The following is a 16,352-nucleotide window of genomic DNA, read 5'->3' on the forward strand; positions in this document are numbered from 1 at the left end:
TTGAAATTTGTATCCCTCAAGCCACTGTGGGAAGCTGTCACCTGGCACATTTAAGCCGAGTATATACGCCTCTGCTCCCAAGCCGAATTTATAGTCTCCTTCCTCTTTCCATTGGAAGGCGTGCAGGTCTTTCCACTTTATAAAGCGTCCTTGGTAGTAGAGGCCCGCTTCTGTGATTGCAAAATGGTCTATGGAGAGCAGAACAAACAGGAAAAATATTAACCCTGGCATTAAAAACAGCTGCGGTAAAGATGTCCAGCCGTTCTTTACCACTAACAAGATTGGGACAAGTATAGCACCGGTAAGAAAAACGATGGTAAGTCCCAAAGATACCTTGTGGAGTCTTGGGTTGAGTCTTGATCTGGGCAGATGGTACAAGATTTGTCCGCTTGTTTTCCGCTGCCACAATCGATAGCAAGGTACCGTCACCAAGATATCAAGCAAACGATTAACTGACACTGTTCGTACCTCCTTTAGCGGTTGTCATTGGAGTCCGGCTGCCATAAACGTCAATGTAGGCACAATCTCTTTCATTTATCGACTAATTTTAGTATATCATAAATTAGGCTCAAATAGAACCAAAAAAGGTGACGAAGAATAACAGCAGCCGATCATGTAGATACAATAAAAAGAAAGGAGACGCAGTTTTCTCCCCAGCCCAAAAAGGGGATCCCCACTGCGAAGATCTTAATGAACTTTGAAGAGATTAAGCGGCGTCTGTTGGCACTCGATACCGCCTGCGTATGTGACGGTAATAAGGCATTGAGAGCTGCCGACCCCACGGTTACAGAGTTAAGGGTTATCGATCCCGCCATCCGTCCTGTCCGAACCGAACTCAAACTTGTCGGACGGGCGCACACAGTGACCTGCCATGAAGATTTTCTCACGGTGATCAAAGGATTACGGGATGCCGAGCCGGGGGAGGTGCTTGTGATTGATACTCAGGGGAGTCGTCGTGCGGTGGCGGGTGAACTGTTTCCAACAGAAGCAGCGCGGAAAGGGTTAGCAGGCATCGTCATAGATGGTCCCTGCCGTGATACCAAAACGATCCGAACCTTAGATGTACCTTACTATGCGCGATCCTTCAACCCGATGGCGGGGACAACCAATAAGATCTTTGAGACGCAAATCCCGATCCCCTGCGGCGGTGTTATTGTGAATCCGGGGGATATTATCTTCGGCGACGACGATGGGGTTATTGTAGGGTCCATTGATGAACTGGCAGCAGCGATTCCAATTGCGGAGGAAATTCAGCGGAAGGAAGATCTGATGCTAGAGCAGATGGCAGCAGGTGTGAGCCTGTTCGAGATGTTGAACTTCGAGGAACACTATGCAGCGATGCGTGACGGAGAAGAAAGCAAACTAGAATTTACAGTTTAGGTAAGGCTGCCCAATCGGTGGCTATAGAGTTACGACCGTATCGGTCTGGAACGATTTAATCGCCGCCTCAATGATTTCCTGCGCTGCAAGCCCCGCGGCACCAGAGGCATCAATCTCATCGGGCGAAACCCCATCCACAAGCTGTTGAACCCACGCGCTAATTCGTGTTGAGAACGTATCCGCGAATGAGTCCATGTGTCCCTCCGCTCCCGGTGGCGGGTTGAAATACTCCTCGACCTCGTCACTCTGTCGGGGGTAGAAAGTCAGTTTCTCAAATACTCCATCAAGAACAAACTGTCCATTCGTTCCCGCAACCTCACACCGCTCATTTAGCCGTCCCGCATCATAACTACCGCTGAGGTGTCCAACCACCCCATTCTTAAACTTGAGGTTAATTGAAGCATTGCTCCAATTTTGCCGTCCCGGTGCACGAACTGCAAACGCGTGCACCTTCTCGACCTCACCGCAGAAGTACATCATCACGTCGAGTGAATGCGGGTGCAATGCTCTAAGATGGAAGAACGGGGAGGTCTCATTCGGATTTTCGATCCACAGCGCCATGTTTACGAAGAGCAAATCCCCTAGCTTGCCGTCCGTTACCCATTCCTTCGCTTGCAACGCTAACGGCGTGAAGCGGTGATTGAGGTTTGTCCCCAAACAGACGTTCTTCTCCTTTGCCTTGTTGACCATCTCCCGTGCGCGAGCGACATCGTTGGACAACGGCTTTTCACACAGCACATGCAGTCCCGCCTCAAGTGCCTGCATCGTTGGCTCAAAATGAGCCCCACCGTTTTCAAAGCCCCCTGTCGCAACGCTGACGGCATCGAGCCCCTCATTTTCCAAGAGCGATGGAACGCTGTAATATGCCTTGATTCCAAGTCGTTGCGCCGATTCGTCCGCACGCTCCTTGACCATATCACACACAGCGACCAATGATGTCTCTGCGTGTTCATGATAGACGTTAGCGTGTGTGTTCCCAATCCCTCGCATCCCGATAACTGCCACGCGTAATGCCATCTTAATTCTCCTTTCACGGTTTGCCAGATTTCGTATGAAGTGCGTAATTCCGATATGGATAATATTGCAGCAAGTTTACCATCTTTCGACCTCACAGCGCAAGAACTTGGTTGCAAATTCCCCAGCGATCCAGATTGACAAGAGCCGTAAATCGTGCTATAATCCGTGTTCGCAATCCGCGGATTTTAAGGCGGGTTCAGCATTCAAAATCGTAGGAGTTAATAATATGTCACTTGGAAGAAAAATACGTTATGGAATGGTTGGCGGCGGTCCAGATGCATTCATAGGAGCGGTTCACCGAAAAGCTGCAGCACTCGATGGGGAAATCGAACTTATTGCCGGGGCGTTTTCTGCATCACCTGAAAAATCGCAGCAACAGGGTGCGGAATTGCTGCTTGACCCTAACCGCGTATACAATTCGTATCAGGAGATGGCGGAAAAAGAGAGTGCATTGCCAGAGGGGGAACGTATCGACTTTGTGTCTATTGTGACGCCAAACCACGTTCATTTTGGGGTTGCTAAAACATTCATCGAAGCAGGGTTTCATGTTGTTTGTGATAAACCGATGACAACGACGCTAGAAGATGCGGAAACACTCTGCGGACTAGTGAAGCAGCACGATGCGGTCTTTGCGTTGACGCATAACTACACAGGCTATCCGATGGTGAAGCAAGCCCGTGAGTTAGTGTCGCAGGGAACGCTCGGATCGGTTCGGAAAATTGTTGTCGAATATCCGCAGGGATGGCTCGCAACGTTTTTGGAGGGAGAAGGTGCAAAGCAGGCAGTTTGGCGGACAGATCCAAGCCAAGCGGGGGTTTCATCCTGTATCGGGGATATTGGATCACATGCAGAAAATCTCGCTCATTATATTACCGGCTTAGAGTTGGAAGAGATCTGTGCGGACCTGACCACCTTTGTTGATGGTAGACAACTCGAAGACGATGGGAATATCCTCGTCCACTATAAAGGTGGTGCACGGGGAGTACTGTACGCCTCGCAAATTTCTGTTGGCGAAGAGAACAATCTTCGTATCCGCGTCTATGGCACGGCGGCTTCGCTCGAATGGCATCAGGAAAATCCGAATTATCTCTATGTCCGTTTTCCAGATGGTCCTGAGCATGTGTATAAGCGCGGTAACGACTACGTTGCTCCGGTTGCAGCGCACAATTCACGACTGCCCTTTGGACACCCAGAAGCGTTCATAGAAGCGTTTGCAAACGTTTATGTCAACACTGCACGCACGCTTGCTGCAAAACTCTCTAGCGAAGCACCCGATGAATTCGATACAGATTTTCCAACTGTGCAGGATGGTGCGCGAGGTGTTCACTTTATCCACAAGGCAGTGGAAAGCGGGAACCAACGGGGCTGGGTGGACGCAAGCTATACACCACCGGCATAAAGTGAAATGCAATACCTATCATCCTTTGGGGTTGGCAGATCTCTGACCAGCCCCTTGCTTTTTACAACCTAATACTAAGGAGGAATAAGATGGCAAGACCTGTAACACTATTTACGGGACAGTGGGCAGATTTAACACTCGAAGAGCTAGCACAAAAAGCCAGTGATTGGGGATATGATGGATTGGAATTGGCATGTTGGGGAGATCACTTTGAAGTCGATAAAGCCCTCGAAGATGATGGCTATTGCCAAGGACGACATGACCTCTTAGCAAAATACGGACTAAAGGTCTGGTCGATTAGTAACCACCTTGTCGGGCAGGCGGTTTGCGATAATATTGATAGCCGCCACGAAGCTATCCTGGCGCCCGATATCTGGGGCGATGGCGATCCCGAAGGGGTTCGTGGACGTGCTGCCGAAGAGATGAAAAAGACTGCACGCGCCGCAGCAAAACTCGGCGTGAGTGTCGTCAATGGATTTACGGGCAGCAGCATTTGGCATCTGCTCTATTCTTTTCCGCCTAACGATCCTGCCCAAATTGATGCCGGCTTTGAGGACTTCGCCAACCGCTGGAATCCGATCTTCGATGTTTTTGACGAGGTCGGGATTAAGTTCGGGCTTGAAGTCCATCCGACCGAGATTGCCTTCGATATCGTGAGTTCAGAACGCGCCATTGAAGCGGTCAATGGACGTGAAACGTTCGGGTTCAACTACGATCCAAGCCATCTTGGTTATCAAGGCGTTGATTACGTCGCATTTATCGAGCGGTTCAGCAACCGCATCTACCACGCTCACATGAAGGATGTGTGGTGGTCGCCAACGCCGCGCCTCTCCGGTGTCTTTGGTGGACACCTGGATTTCGGCGATGCTCGACGGTATTGGGATTTTCGGTCAATCGGTCGCGGCAATATTGAGTTTGAAGAAATCATCCGTGCACTCAATAACATTGAATATGATGGACCCCTCTCTATTGAATGGGAGGACAGCGGCATGGACCGGGAGCACGGGGCACGCGAAGCCTGTGCCAAAGTCAAAGGCTACGACTTTGAGCCATCCGCCCGTGCGTTTGATTCTGCGTTTGAAGAGTAGTCCTGCATCGTAACAACTCTCGGAAACAGACTTTCCATTTTGGAGGAAGAATGGCAGTATTGGATTCCTTCTATTCTTCCCTCCCCTTACGTCAATCACAATTGGTAGGCAAAAAACAATGACAAGTCAGAATCAGGAAAGCCTCTTGCTGGAACAGCGCAGCAGGTGCGAGGATCAGGAGCGCGTTCAAACCGTCCGCTGGAATCGACAACAGACGGCAATCATTATCTGTGACATGTGGGATGACCATACGTGCAAAGCCGCTGCCCAACGTGTTGCGGAGATGGTGCCCACCATGAATCGAATGGTATCTGCAGCACGGGAGACCGGTGTGTTCATCATCCATGCGCCGAGCGGCACGATGCCGTTTTATGATGACACGCCGCAACGTCAGCGAGCCATAGAGGCACCGCTTACCGAATCACCGGTTGAAATCAAGTGGAACTATTGGGATCCTGAACGTGAAGGAGAGCCGCTGCCTTTCATACGGAACGGTGGGTGCGGTTGCATCCAGCCGTGTCCCGGTTGGGTTGCGGATGACAAAGGGACTCGACAGTGGAAGGGTGGAAAAGTACCTTGGACCCGGCAAATCGAGACGATTGAGATTGCCTCCGAAGATGTAATCAGCGACGACGGTCAAGAGGTTTACAACCTGATGGAGGTACGCAGCATCAACAATGTAATTCTGATGGGCGTTCACACCAATATCTGCGTCTCTGGACGGCCATTTGGGCTAAGACAAATGGTCTACCACGGAAAAAATGTCGTGCTATGCCGCGACTTGACAGATTCATTCTTTCAATCTGTATCACCTGAGTTTAATCACTTTCGCGGAACGGATCTGATAGTCGAGCACATTGAAAAACGATTGTGCCCGACTATTACCTCCACGGCATTTACCAAAGCAGCTGCATTTCGCTTCAAGGAAGACACCGGCACTTAGGAGTGAGAATCTAATTATCCCTTATTTATCTCGTTTCCGGTGGTTCCGGTTCCGGCAAGCGATGCACCTCGTTGCCTTCCACATTGGTCCCCAGCATGATCAGTTCACACGGTTCTGTCCCAAAATTTCTAAAGATGTGATACGCGCCAGTCGGCTTAAAAACAGAATCACCTTGTTCGATGGGATACCATTCCCCTTCAATATGAATGTGGCATGAACCGCTTAGCACATAGAACCACTCTTCCTCTTTTGTATGGGTGTGGTATTTCGTATTTGTCCCGCCAGCCGGAATCCGCGTCAGCCGGACTTCAAACTGTTCGGTGCCGTGTTCTTCCCATAGTGGCTTGAAGTCGCCATACTGTTTATCTTCACCGGGAAAGAACTTTGGCTGCCATGGCATCTCGTTGGTTTTTACGATATATTTCATGGAATAGATCCTCATAAGTTATTGATTGTGATTCATATAAAAAGAAAGCAAAGCATCCACGAATTAACGCGAATCTACGCAAATTAAAAAGATAAAAGACGGGCAACCACAAGGGTTGCCCCTACAGCCTTTGGGCGGGGACCCCGCCCCTACGATTGTTGCTGCACGATTTCTTAGCATGAATGTTGATTGTTTCTTATTAGGTTAGTTAAACAGATAGCGTCGGACATCTGTTCAGTCCCTACGAATCTTTCACATCCATTCGGAAAGGTCAACACGCTTACCAGTTTCCGCCGCAATATAAGCCCCATAGCACACAGCGAGAATGTCCCGCCCCAACTCTACCGTGCTTTTGGGCGGTCGTCCGTCAGCGATCGCTTGACAGAAGTCTGTAAGTTCATGCGGGAAACCGTTCATCCAATCCTCATCGGGATTGGTCAGTTGCCAACCGGCGCGGGTCTCCACCTTCTCCCGAATATAGGTATCACCCAAAACGTGATCGCTCGGTGTGTATGTCAACATCCCCGTGTTAGGGTTGATGTTACACTGCACTACAGCTTTGCTTGAATAGACAGTCATGACGTTTTGGATGCCGCCAAGCACAATATCTGAAGCAGTGATCTGGGCGATGGTATCGTCGTCGAACGTAATGATCATCGATCCCCAATCCTCGCAATCCTTCCAACCTTCTCTGATCCATTTCTCATCCTCATTGACGAAACTTTCAATATGGGTCAGGTTTGCGACCTCTGCGACAACGCTTTTCGGTTTGATGGGTTTCCCATATTTCCGCTGCCCTTCGTTGTATTTCAGATAGAGTGTTGCGCCGACGGGATGGCAGCCCTTGTTGTAAAGCGCACCGCCCCCGGAGTATCGCCACTCCTTTGCGTAATCGGAATGCGATCCGCTGTGTGACTCTTCGGCAATGATGCGGAGGATGGTGTTGTCGCTCTGTGCGAGGATGTCGTTTGCCTTCTGTACGCTTGGCGCGTGCACCCAGTTCTCCCCATAGCAGAACGTCACGCCGTTACGTTTAACAGTGTCCACCATTTCGTCGGCTGCCTTTAGTGCTGCTTCAAACATCTTGCGCCGGGAGGTCTCGCGTCCCACAAGTGTCTCCCCACCAGCCCCAAAATAGCCTGTCAAGGGTTTTTCACAGATGATGTGTTTGCCGGCTTTGGCGGCTTGAACGGTTAGCGGATAGTGGAGGTAATTGGGAACGCAGAGATCGACGACAGTTATTTCCTCGTCCGCAAACAGGGCTTCCGCTGTAGGATAAACTGTTTCTAGATTGTGTTCTTGGGCGAAGGCGGTAGCACTCTCTTGGCTCCTCGCAGTGACCCCCTTGATCTGAACGTCCAAGCCGGGAACAAGCCGATAGTTGTGAACGTGGAACGTCGCGGAAAAGCCAGCACCGATCATGCCGATGACAATAGGATTGGTATTCATAGCATTTCTTCTTCCTCACTTGAGTTATTTGACTGCTCCCAAGCATAAATGCTTGGGATTCTTATGATAGACTGACCAATAGCTGTTGCTCTGTGCTTGAACGTTATTGGGATTTAGTGCTATCTTGTGCGTTTTTAACATGGGAGTGTCTTTGTGTTTATCCTTTTCCATATCACTGGAAGGTGGGAAACCCTATCGGGCAATAGGGGGCATATTCCCCCACCGAAAGACACCTCAATTATACCATAGTTTGTAGAAAGAAGCATACAAAATTACCGTGCCAGACCTAACGCTAAAGCATTGGGCTTGTTGCTAGTTAGCCGTTAACAGAAAACTTCATGGTGTTACCCGAATGGCATGGGCTTAAGGATTTCGTTGACCTGATCTGTTCGCCGTGATTTCCACCGTAAGCCTTCAAACGAGTCATCATTCTTCAGTCCTGCGCCTCAGTTCCTCAATTTCCTTCCGCATACGAATCCCTAATGCCCTTTTTCACTAGACTGTTTCTGAATTTAACTGACAGGATATCCCTACTGCTTTACATTCCGTTCTAATGGTTCAAGGTGCAGTTGCCCCTAAGTCTTGATAACGCTCCTGAATCACCTCTGTATTGATTGGAAATGCTTGGACCCGTTTTCTTGTCAATCCTACCATCCGGCACTTCACGTGGACGTTCAACTGTGAAGCAATCTTTATCGAGTGCCTAAACTCTATTGCAGGCATTTCAGGGTCTAGCCAAAATCACATGCCTAAAACTCGCCTGAGTCGCTGAAGCGACTTCTATGAACAATAAGTATTTTGCACACTAATTTTTTTATTTACTTAAACGCCTTTTAATATCTCCCGCTGTAACATTGCCTCAACAATTCGAGCTTTGTAACATGAATTCGGCGCAAGTATACCAAATCCCTGCAATTAACCACAAAGACACAGGGACGGAAGGACAGGCACAAGATCAGCTCCAATAAGGGAAGTCCCAACGAGAAGATAGGGCTGGATTTCTCAATTTGCGATTTGTAATTCTTTCCCGTTCCGTGTCTCCTCGTTCCCTATATTGAACTGATGTTTCATAGTATCACTGTTTCGTCTTGACTTACAAGTTTTCGCATGTTATTATTTAGCATACTAAACAAACAACAAGACCTTTACTCCGTATAATTTCGTTGCATATTCTTTCTTTATAGGAAGGACTTACAATGGCTCTAGATCAAAAAGATATACGGGATGAAGTGCTTATGGCACTCAGATGTATCATGCGGGCAATCGATCTCTATTCGAGTCATCTTGCACGCTACCACGGGTTGACAGCACCTCAACTTATCGTCCTAGGTGAAATTTCACGATCAGGGAAGATAACAGCAGGCCAATTGGCCGAAAACGTCAGCCTTAGCAATGCAACGGTCACCGGAATACTCAACCGGCTTTCAAAGCGCGGCTTGATAGAGCGAAGACGCGCCGATGAGGATAAACGCAGTGTTCTCGTAAAACTCACCGATTTGGGCGAAAGGGCACTTGCGAATGCCCCATCACTACTCCACGACCGTTTCGTGAGGGAATTTGAGAAACTTGAGCATTGGGAACAAACATCATTACTTTCATCCCTTCAAAGAATCGCTTCGATGATGGAGGTGAAAAACCTTGATGCCGCGCCAACGCTTGTCAGCGGGGAAATCTCCGAGGTCACCGAAGATCCCCCTGCCAATCCAGTTCAAGATGATTCAAAGTAAATCCAGAATACGGAGATCAAAATGTCAGTTGTTTATCTTGAAGATGTCGTTAAGATTGTTGGTAACAAATACCTAGCGATTCATATTGCCGGTCTACGTGCGCGCGAACTGAATAAAAAGGAGGCTTCCTTCTTTACTGCGATTTCACCCCGGAAACCGGCGTCAGAAGCCATCGAAGAACTCATTGAGGGAAAAATTGAGTACAATCAACTGGATTCAGACCCGGAAAACCTAGATGATCCGTTTGATGTCAAGGAGAAAGATATACCTGAATGATTGAAGTCAGGATAAATCCGAAGGCGTCAGAGGAAGTCCTTCGCAAACTCCGCCAAACGCATCATTCACAATCTCTCAAAGAATTGCTTTAAGTCGTCTTGACGGCGGTTCAATGAAAAGTATAAAATCCGTGCAGCGAAACGGATATATCAACTGTGGCTCATGTAAAGAAATGGTGCAACAGAAACCGAGTTTTGAAGAAAAAACTCGGTTTATTTTCGCGCTTTACACTCTCTTTTTATATGAACCTCAACTGTAATTCTCTTACCAATATGGTTAAAGTATTAGCAAAGATTGGCACTTCTGAAGCCCTAATCGCTGTTAAAAATGGCAGATCAGTCGTGATATCGTTAGTTCAACGTCAGCCAACAGGTCCTGTTTGTACCAACAATTGATTGGCGGCATAATTAGCAAAGCAATTAGCAAAACATCATCGAGCTGAGAGTACGACTTGGCTCAACAGACTCAAGGAGTACTTCCAGTGAATTTTGAACAATTTTCTTTTGACCGGCGCATTGCCGCCCGCATTAAAGCAGTCAACTACACTACGCCTACCCCGATTCAGCAGCAAGCTATCCCCATGGTGCTCGAAGGGCATGATGTGATGGGTTTAGCCCATACCGGCACGGGTAAAACCGCAGCCTTCATGCTGCCTATTTTACAACGGTTAACCAAGGGCCCGTTCCGTCGCGTGCGTGCCCTCATTATTGCGCCCACACGCGAACTCGCTGAACAGATTTACCAGATGGGTCTTGATCTTGGCAAAAATACCGATGTGAGCAGCGTATCCATTTATGGCGGTGTGAGCAAAGTTTCTCAAGTCTCGCGGCTACGGAGTGGCGCAGAAATTGTTATTGCTTGTCCTGGTCGCCTGCTTGACCTCGTTTACGATGGCGATATCGATCTATCGGGCGTTGAAGTGCTGGTGTTGGACGAAGCGGATCGCATGTGCGATATGGGCTTTCTCCCCGATATTCGCCGCATCCTCAAGCTACTGCCATCCCAACGCCAGACGCTTTTCTTTTCAGCCACAATGCCAGAAGATAGCCGCGAACTGGCAGATAATATTCTCAAAGATCCGGTCGTAGTTCAAATCGGTAAGATTGCTCCGGTGGAGACCGTTTCACACGCGCTCTATCCGGTGCCCGATAGCCTCAAGAAAGATCTTCTGCTGGCAATGTTGGAACAGACACCCACGGGCCGGGTCTTGATCTTTACCCGCACCAAGTATCGCGCCCGTAATCTGGCACGCGACATGGCAAAGGGTGGTTATCACGTAGCAGCACTGCAAGGTAACATGTCGCAGAGTCAGCGGCAGAAAGCGATCAATGGCTTTCGCGATGGGAAATACGACATTCTTGTCGCCACGGACGTTGCTGCGCGCGGCATAGACGTGTCGGAAATATCGCACGTGATCAATTTCGATATCCCCAATACTGTCGATGCCTACACTCACCGGATTGGTCGCACGGGTCGCGCTCACCGGTCTGGTGAAGCATTCACGCTTGCCGGCCGAGCGGATGAGCAGATGATACGAGACATTGAAAAACTGCTGGGGACACGAATTGAACGGCGGCGGTTACCTGATTTTGATTACGGTAGTTTCGTACCGGAAAGCCAGTTCCAGAAAAACCGTTCAAAGCCGCTACGAAAGGCACTATCGCACCACAAGCGAAACCATATTCGCCCCACTAAAGGTAGGAATATCCCGCGCCGCCGCTCGCCTTGATAAAAATTCTATGCGGAATTTGTTCTCGCTAATCAAGAGACCGCTTAAGATGCACACGTTACTTAGACACACTCGGGCGATGCTGACCCTCGCCATCCTTAATAGCCCAGAATGGCGGCAATGTATCTATTCACAACAGACAAAGAAAGGAATATAACTGCAAGTGTCTTTCCCTGAAACTGCGCGTCACGCCGATGAGGCTGATATCATTTATCCCGCAGTCATCCCCTTCGCACTGGTTCATCTTGCCTGTTTTGCGGTCATCTGGACCGGTTTTCAGGCTTCAGACCTTATACTTTGTGGCGTATTGTACGCTATCCGCATGTTTGCCATTACGGGTGGCTATCATCGATATTTTTCACATCGTTCCTTCAAAACCAGCCGTGTCTTCCAATTCTTGCTCGCGTTCGTTGGACAGTCGTCGGGGCAACAGGGCACGCTTTGGTGGGCAGCCCACCATCGCAAACATCATAAATACTCCGATACCCCACAAGACGTACACTCGCCACTTCAAAGCGGTTTCTGGTTTGCCCACTTCGGTTGGATTTTTTCGGCAACCAAACGCCAAGCGGATTATGACCTGATAAAAGATTTTATGAAATTTCCTGAGCTCGTTTGGCTCAACAAGTACAAACACGTACCACCAGTGCTGTTGGGAGTCGGGGTGTGGTTGGTTTCCGGTTGGTCTGGACTGGTGGTCGGTTTCTTCATCAGTACGATGCTCCTCTTTCACTGCACATTTGCGATTAACTCGCTGGCTCACCTTATCGGCAAACGGTCTTACGTCACCGGGGAGGACTCGCGCAACAACTGGTTTCTGGCACTCATCACCTTTGGTGAAGGGTGGCACAACAACCACCACTACTTTCAGGGTTCAACCCGACAAGGGTTCCATTGGTGGCAGATCGATTTCACATATTACGTTTTGAAGTTCTTGGCATTCTTTAGAATTGTTTGGGACCTTCGCGCCCCACCTGCCACCGTAATTCAAGGGATACGTGGAATGCCACGAAACGTCATCGAACGAGTCGCCCGACAGTTGGCGACAAGCTTCCCAATTGAAGCTATCAGTGAGCAAATTCGCCAAGCGTGGGCACACACACCCAAATTTGCAGAGCTACGCCAACGTGTCCGCCACTCCCGGCCATCCGCTCACGTTTTTCTCACCGAGATTTGTCGTTCCGATCTGCCAACAATGTCATCTCTGAAACATCACGCGCAAGAGATGTTTGCTCATAGCCAACATATGGATCTGATTGTTGTCCGAGCCCATGAGATGGTTGTTGACGCTATTTTAAAACATCTGTTCCACGATTTACCATCGCCTATGCCACAAGCTAGACATCTGTCCTAATTGAACCACCGAGACATAGAGACGCAGAGGATATATGTGGCAGAAAAGTAATGGGCATTGAAGTTCTAGGGTGATAGGATAATAACAGAGCCCCAGCAGTCCGAGACCTCTCCTGAGTTTTATCTCTTCAACGAATCGTAGTGACGATTGGTTTTCAGCACTTTTCTCTCACAAGAAAACCCTTAAGTCCGTGCTATTCTGGCGTCAACTAGTTTCAGTCTAGCAATCCCCAAAGCTGCTTTCGTTCGTCACTCCAATCTTTCCATTCTTCGGAAAAAATGTACTTCAACGCCTCTACATCACGCTTTCTGCCGCCGGCGGGAAAGTAGTTCCAACCCATCGCCCGGCGAGGTCCGGCAGCTGTCTTGACACCTGTTGCGTGCCAGCAGCTCGGTGTCCAAACCAATGTCCAGCGCGGATCGAGGAGCACCTCAACCTCGGTAGGGTGCTTCGCATAAAGTTCCTTCGGCGCAAGATCGTGCTGCCCTGTAGCGATCTCCAACTGTAACAGTTCTTCCCAGATTTCCTCCTTCGCTCTCAGATGGCTTCCCGGCAAGATGCGCAGTGGTGCATTCGTCGGATCATGTCGGTCTAGACCCGTCCGGAACGAAACCTGTTTGACATCGGGACCGCCATCGGCGTGCCAATAGACTTGGCGGTATAGACCTTGACGCTCCGAGATAGCCGTCAGTGCATCTCCCAATCCGCAGGCTCCTACATGCACCTGCTCACAGTTTAGCAAACGCTCAGCCATCTCGACGAGTTGTGGTTGCTCCACTATCTGGAGGATTGGCTCTCCTACCGTAAGAAATTGACAGGCAAGTTTGTTGAGTCCACTGGGCCAATCTGTGTTCGTCCACTTTTCCTCGCTCTCCACAACAATTTGATCAATTTCGCGCATTCGTTCCTCGCCAAAAGGATTGGGCACAAAAAAGAATCCGTGCGCGTGAAAATGATCCACCTGTGCCTTGGTGATCTCCATGATTTTTCATCTCCCTTTTATGGATTACGAGCCAGAAATCCGAAGGCAATACAACTGAACTTCCACCTCTGCAAGTTCGGCGTGGTAGCCTTTGGGCAGTGCGAGCACGTTATTGTGATGAACATTCACGGATTGTTCAAACGAATGTCCCTCGCGATAGATGCGTTGAGAGGCGTGTCCTTCCACGGGTGTGAGACGATAGAAACAGATCGCTTCACCAGAGATTGAGTGAGCAGGTGTTTCACTGACAATTAACGCATGCTCACCACGGTTGAAATCGTCGCCCGGTTCAAGGATGACAGCTGCTGTTTCAAGAAATGAAGGTGCTTTACAAACTGCGACCTCTACAGGATCATCGTGCGCAAGAATTTCGTAGGTTGTCCGATAAGGGATAGATACTCGATACGCCTCGCCTTCAAAGACATCTGCACGGTCCCCAATGAGTCCGTGGGCTTTATTCCCGTTATGCCCAACAAGCAATTCGCACTGACCTCCGAGTACCACCAGCATAACCTCGTTATCCCCGGTGTCTTCAAAGAAAGATTCACCGATGCCGAGATTGAGGATACCAAAATCAAGCCCTGTTATTCCCATTTCACCGCTCTCAATAAGTCGGGTATATCCTTTATCCGGTTTGTATTTTTTGAATAGGTTCATTTCTGATCTGCTCATTTAGGCGGACTCGATTAGTGGTTTGTATATCTTAACTGCATTATACCATCAAAGTCATTCGTGAACAATTGAAAATAGAACTTACCGTCAATTGCTTTATTCTTGATTCGTAGAAAATCTCTGAGAATTGACAATTGACAATTCTCCCGCAACTCGCTATAATTGACGCACTAATTCAGGGAGCAAGAGGAGCAGAGAGGGAAATCAAATATCTATCCAATGGAGAACGGTGATGAAACAGATTGATGGCGGAATAACAGCAGTACCGGGGTTGAAGGCGACCGGCGTCCACGCTGGACTGAAGCCGGATAACGAAAAGGATGTCGCCTTGATAGCAGCGGACGCGCCGGCGGTTGCAGCGGGGGTATTCACGAAAAATCGTGTGTGTGCCCCGGTGGTTTTGGTGTGCCGTGAAAATCTCAGTGACAATACAGGTCAAGCGATTGTCATCAACAGCAAGAACGCTAACGCATGTACGGGCGAGGTCGGCATGAAGAACGCACGACAGATGGCCTCGTTGGTGGGGGAAGCACTCGGCATCGATCCAAGTCTCGTATTGGTGGCTTCAACGGGAGTCATCGGGCAGCAGTTACCGATGGATAAAATCAGTAACGGTATCCGTCTCGCTGCTCCGGCGCTGGACCCAGATGGAGGGCATGACGCTGCCCTTGCAATCATGACAACAGATACCGTCCCCAAAGAGATTGCTGTGGAGTTTGAAATTGGGGGAAAAATCGCTCGGATTGGTGGCATGACGAAAGGGGCAGGGATGATTGCTCCGAATCTTGCCACGATGCTCGCTTTTCTGGCGACAGATGTGAACATCGCCAGTGAGCCGCTACAGCAGGCGTTACGTGAGTCCGCTGCGAAGTCTTTCAATCGGATGACGATTGATACGGATAGCAGTACAAACGATACGGTGCTAATCTTGGCAACAGGCACCGCAGGGAATGCAGAAATCACTGACACAACTAATGGCGACTACGAGGCATTCTGTGAAGTACTAGACTCTGCCTGCATTGAGTTAGCGAAGAAAATCGCCCGTGATGGAGAAGGCGCAACGAAGTTGGTTGAGGTAGTCGTTAAAGGTGGGAAGAACGAAACGGAAGGGGAGATGGCAGCCCGTTCAATCGCCGAATCGCCGCTCGTGAAGACTGCTGTTTTCGGCTCAGACGCAAATTGGGGACGTATCATGATGGCGGCTGGAAAATCGGGCGCGGAATTTGACCCGTATCAGGTAGATGTTTGGCTCGGTGACTATCAACTGGTCAAGGATGGAATGGACGCCGGATTTGATGAGGATAAAGCAACGGCACTCTTTTCCAAGGATACCGTGACCATTACGGTTGATCTGAATGCCGGCGATGCAACCGTCACCATGTGGACGTGTGACTATTCCCACGATTATATTAGCATCAATGCGGACTACCGGACTGCAAAACAAAAAAAGAGTGAAACGTGAAAGCCATTTGTTCATTGGTTCATTAGTTCATTAGTACAGTCAGGCAACCTCCTCCGATAAATCGGAAGGTTAGAATACCTATCTTGCTGAGAATTCAGACCAAGGAGAAATGACGCTTATGCTTACACCTGACGAAAAGCAATTTTACGACGAGAACGGTTATGTGCTGAGGCAAGGACTTGTCTCGCCTGAGGAAATCGAAAAGGTTCAAGCGGAGATCCATAACATCCACAGTCGGATGGCAAAACAATCGATTGAGGGCGTCGAAGTAGCGTGGGAGGAATTCGATGACCCAAACATGCCGCCACGGATTAAACAACTGATGCAGAGTGAACTGGTCAGTCCAACCTTGAATAAAATCTTGCGTTCGGGCGCAATGCTGGATATTATCGAGCAATTGATTGGTCCCGACATCTCACTTTTTCACAGCAAACTACTCCCCAAAGA

16 protein-coding genes are annotated in these 16,352 nt (G+C 49.1%); 10 read left to right on the plus strand and 6 right to left on the minus strand.

Annotated features, from left to right (window positions below; translation table 11 throughout):
- A partial coding sequence (locus tag J4G02_10315) for a hypothetical protein (protein MCE2394967.1) occupies nucleotides 1-459 on the minus strand: 459 nt, incomplete at its 3' end.
- 231 nt (nucleotides 460-690) lie between these two features.
- Between J4G02_10315 and J4G02_10320 the strand changes: the two genes are divergently transcribed.
- A complete protein-coding gene (locus J4G02_10320; GenBank protein MCE2394968.1) occupies nucleotides 691-1,380 on the plus strand; it encodes an RraA family protein in 690 nt (229 codons plus the stop codon).
- A 21-nt stretch (nucleotides 1,381-1,401) separates the two neighbouring features.
- Here J4G02_10320 and J4G02_10325 read toward each other — a convergent pair whose 3' ends face one another.
- A complete protein-coding gene (locus J4G02_10325; GenBank protein MCE2394969.1) occupies nucleotides 1,402-2,397 on the minus strand; it encodes a Gfo/Idh/MocA family oxidoreductase in 996 nt (331 codons plus the stop codon).
- 226 nt (nucleotides 2,398-2,623) lie between these two features.
- Between J4G02_10325 and J4G02_10330 the strand changes: the two genes are divergently transcribed.
- From J4G02_10330 to J4G02_10340, 3 genes are all read left to right on the plus strand, one after another.
- Entirely contained in the window at nucleotides 2,624-3,796 is a 1,173-nt protein-coding gene (locus tag J4G02_10330) for a Gfo/Idh/MocA family oxidoreductase (GenBank protein MCE2394970.1), read from the plus strand.
- 89 nt (nucleotides 3,797-3,885) lie between these two features.
- Nucleotides 3,886-4,884: a sugar phosphate isomerase/epimerase gene (locus J4G02_10335; protein MCE2394971.1), complete on the plus strand. Its 999-nt coding sequence runs from the start codon at nucleotides 3,886-3,888 to the stop codon at nucleotides 4,882-4,884.
- A 118-nt stretch (nucleotides 4,885-5,002) separates the two neighbouring features.
- Entirely contained in the window at nucleotides 5,003-5,827 is an 825-nt protein-coding gene (locus J4G02_10340) for a hypothetical protein (protein ID MCE2394972.1), read from the plus strand.
- A gap of 25 nt (nucleotides 5,828-5,852) precedes the next feature.
- Here J4G02_10340 and J4G02_10345 read toward each other — a convergent pair whose 3' ends face one another.
- Both J4G02_10345 and J4G02_10350 read right to left on the minus strand, forming a co-directional pair.
- On the minus strand, nucleotides 5,853-6,254 hold the full coding sequence (locus J4G02_10345) for a cupin domain-containing protein (protein MCE2394973.1): 402 nt from the start codon (nucleotides 6,252-6,254) through the stop codon (nucleotides 5,853-5,855).
- 252 nt (nucleotides 6,255-6,506) lie between these two features.
- Entirely contained in the window at nucleotides 6,507-7,703 is a 1,197-nt protein-coding gene (locus J4G02_10350; protein MCE2394974.1) for a Gfo/Idh/MocA family oxidoreductase, read from the minus strand.
- 1,196 nt (nucleotides 7,704-8,899) lie between these two features.
- On the opposite strand from J4G02_10350, the gene J4G02_10355 reads away from it, so the two are divergent.
- From J4G02_10355 to J4G02_10370, 4 genes are all read left to right on the plus strand, one after another.
- Entirely contained in the window at nucleotides 8,900-9,430 is a 531-nt protein-coding gene (locus tag J4G02_10355) for a MarR family transcriptional regulator (protein ID MCE2394975.1), read from the plus strand.
- 21 nt (nucleotides 9,431-9,451) lie between these two features.
- On the plus strand, nucleotides 9,452-9,706 hold the full coding sequence (rpoZ, locus tag J4G02_10360; protein ID MCE2394976.1) for a DNA-directed RNA polymerase subunit omega: 255 nt from the start codon (nucleotides 9,452-9,454) through the stop codon (nucleotides 9,704-9,706).
- A gap of 481 nt (nucleotides 9,707-10,187) precedes the next feature.
- Nucleotides 10,188-11,435 carry a DEAD/DEAH box helicase gene (locus tag J4G02_10365; GenBank protein ID MCE2394977.1) on the plus strand — a complete coding sequence of 416 codons (1,248 nt, stop codon included), beginning with the start codon at nucleotides 10,188-10,190 and terminating at the stop codon, nucleotides 11,433-11,435.
- Between the two features lie 163 nt (nucleotides 11,436-11,598).
- Nucleotides 11,599-12,789, plus strand: a complete 1,191-nt coding sequence (locus J4G02_10370; protein MCE2394978.1) for an acyl-CoA desaturase — start codon at nucleotides 11,599-11,601, stop codon at nucleotides 12,787-12,789.
- Between the two features lie 214 nt (nucleotides 12,790-13,003).
- On the opposite strand, the gene J4G02_10375 is transcribed toward J4G02_10370, so the two are convergent.
- Together J4G02_10375 and J4G02_10380 are read right to left on the minus strand one after the other, a co-directional pair.
- Nucleotides 13,004-13,771 (minus strand): phytanoyl-CoA dioxygenase family protein, encoded by a 768-nt coding sequence (locus J4G02_10375; protein ID MCE2394979.1) that lies wholly within the window; start codon nucleotides 13,769-13,771, stop codon nucleotides 13,004-13,006.
- Nucleotides 13,772-13,795: 24 nt separating this feature from the next.
- On the minus strand, nucleotides 13,796-14,428 hold the full coding sequence (locus J4G02_10380) for a 5-deoxy-glucuronate isomerase (protein ID MCE2394980.1): 633 nt from the start codon (nucleotides 14,426-14,428) through the stop codon (nucleotides 13,796-13,798).
- Nucleotides 14,429-14,675: 247 nt separating this feature from the next.
- On the opposite strand from J4G02_10380, the gene argJ reads away from it, so the two are divergent.
- Complete coding sequence (gene argJ / locus J4G02_10385) at nucleotides 14,676-15,905, plus strand: bifunctional glutamate N-acetyltransferase/amino-acid acetyltransferase ArgJ (GenBank protein ID MCE2394981.1); 1,230 nt, start codon at nucleotides 14,676-14,678, stop codon at nucleotides 15,903-15,905.
- A gap of 118 nt (nucleotides 15,906-16,023) precedes the next feature.
- On the plus strand, nucleotides 16,024-16,352 hold a 329-nt coding region (locus J4G02_10390), incomplete at its 3' end, for a hypothetical protein (protein MCE2394982.1).

It is taken from the genome of Candidatus Poribacteria bacterium (assembly GCA_021295755.1).
Taxonomy (GTDB): domain Bacteria; phylum Poribacteria; class WGA-4E; order WGA-4E; family PCPOR2b; genus PCPOR2b.

Excerpts from the sequence above, each read along its gene's own strand:
- J4G02_10320 (MCE2394968.1), top strand. The coding sequence starts at position 691 with ATGAACTTTGAAGAGATTAAGCGGCGTCTGTTGGCACTCGATACCGCC.
- J4G02_10325 (MCE2394969.1), bottom strand. The coding sequence starts at position 2,397 with ATGGCATTACGCGTGGCAGTTATCGGGATGCGAGGGATTGGGAACACA.
- J4G02_10330 (MCE2394970.1), top strand. The coding sequence starts at position 2,624 with ATGTCACTTGGAAGAAAAATACGTTATGGAATGGTTGGCGGCGGTCCA.
- J4G02_10335 (MCE2394971.1), top strand. The coding sequence starts at position 3,886 with ATGGCAAGACCTGTAACACTATTTACGGGACAGTGGGCAGATTTAACA.
- J4G02_10340 (MCE2394972.1), top strand. The coding sequence starts at position 5,003 with ATGACAAGTCAGAATCAGGAAAGCCTCTTGCTGGAACAGCGCAGCAGG.
- J4G02_10345 (MCE2394973.1), bottom strand. The coding sequence starts at position 6,254 with ATGAAATATATCGTAAAAACCAACGAGATGCCATGGCAGCCAAAGTTC.
- J4G02_10350 (MCE2394974.1), bottom strand. The coding sequence starts at position 7,703 with ATGAATACCAATCCTATTGTCATCGGCATGATCGGTGCTGGCTTTTCC.
- J4G02_10355 (MCE2394975.1), top strand. The coding sequence starts at position 8,900 with ATGGCTCTAGATCAAAAAGATATACGGGATGAAGTGCTTATGGCACTC.
- rpoZ (MCE2394976.1), top strand. The coding sequence starts at position 9,452 with ATGTCAGTTGTTTATCTTGAAGATGTCGTTAAGATTGTTGGTAACAAA.
- J4G02_10375 (MCE2394979.1), bottom strand. The coding sequence starts at position 13,771 with ATGGAGATCACCAAGGCACAGGTGGATCATTTTCACGCGCACGGATTC.
- J4G02_10380 (MCE2394980.1), bottom strand. The coding sequence starts at position 14,428 with ATGAACCTATTCAAAAAATACAAACCGGATAAAGGATATACCCGACTT.
- argJ (MCE2394981.1), top strand. The coding sequence starts at position 14,676 with ATGAAACAGATTGATGGCGGAATAACAGCAGTACCGGGGTTGAAGGCG.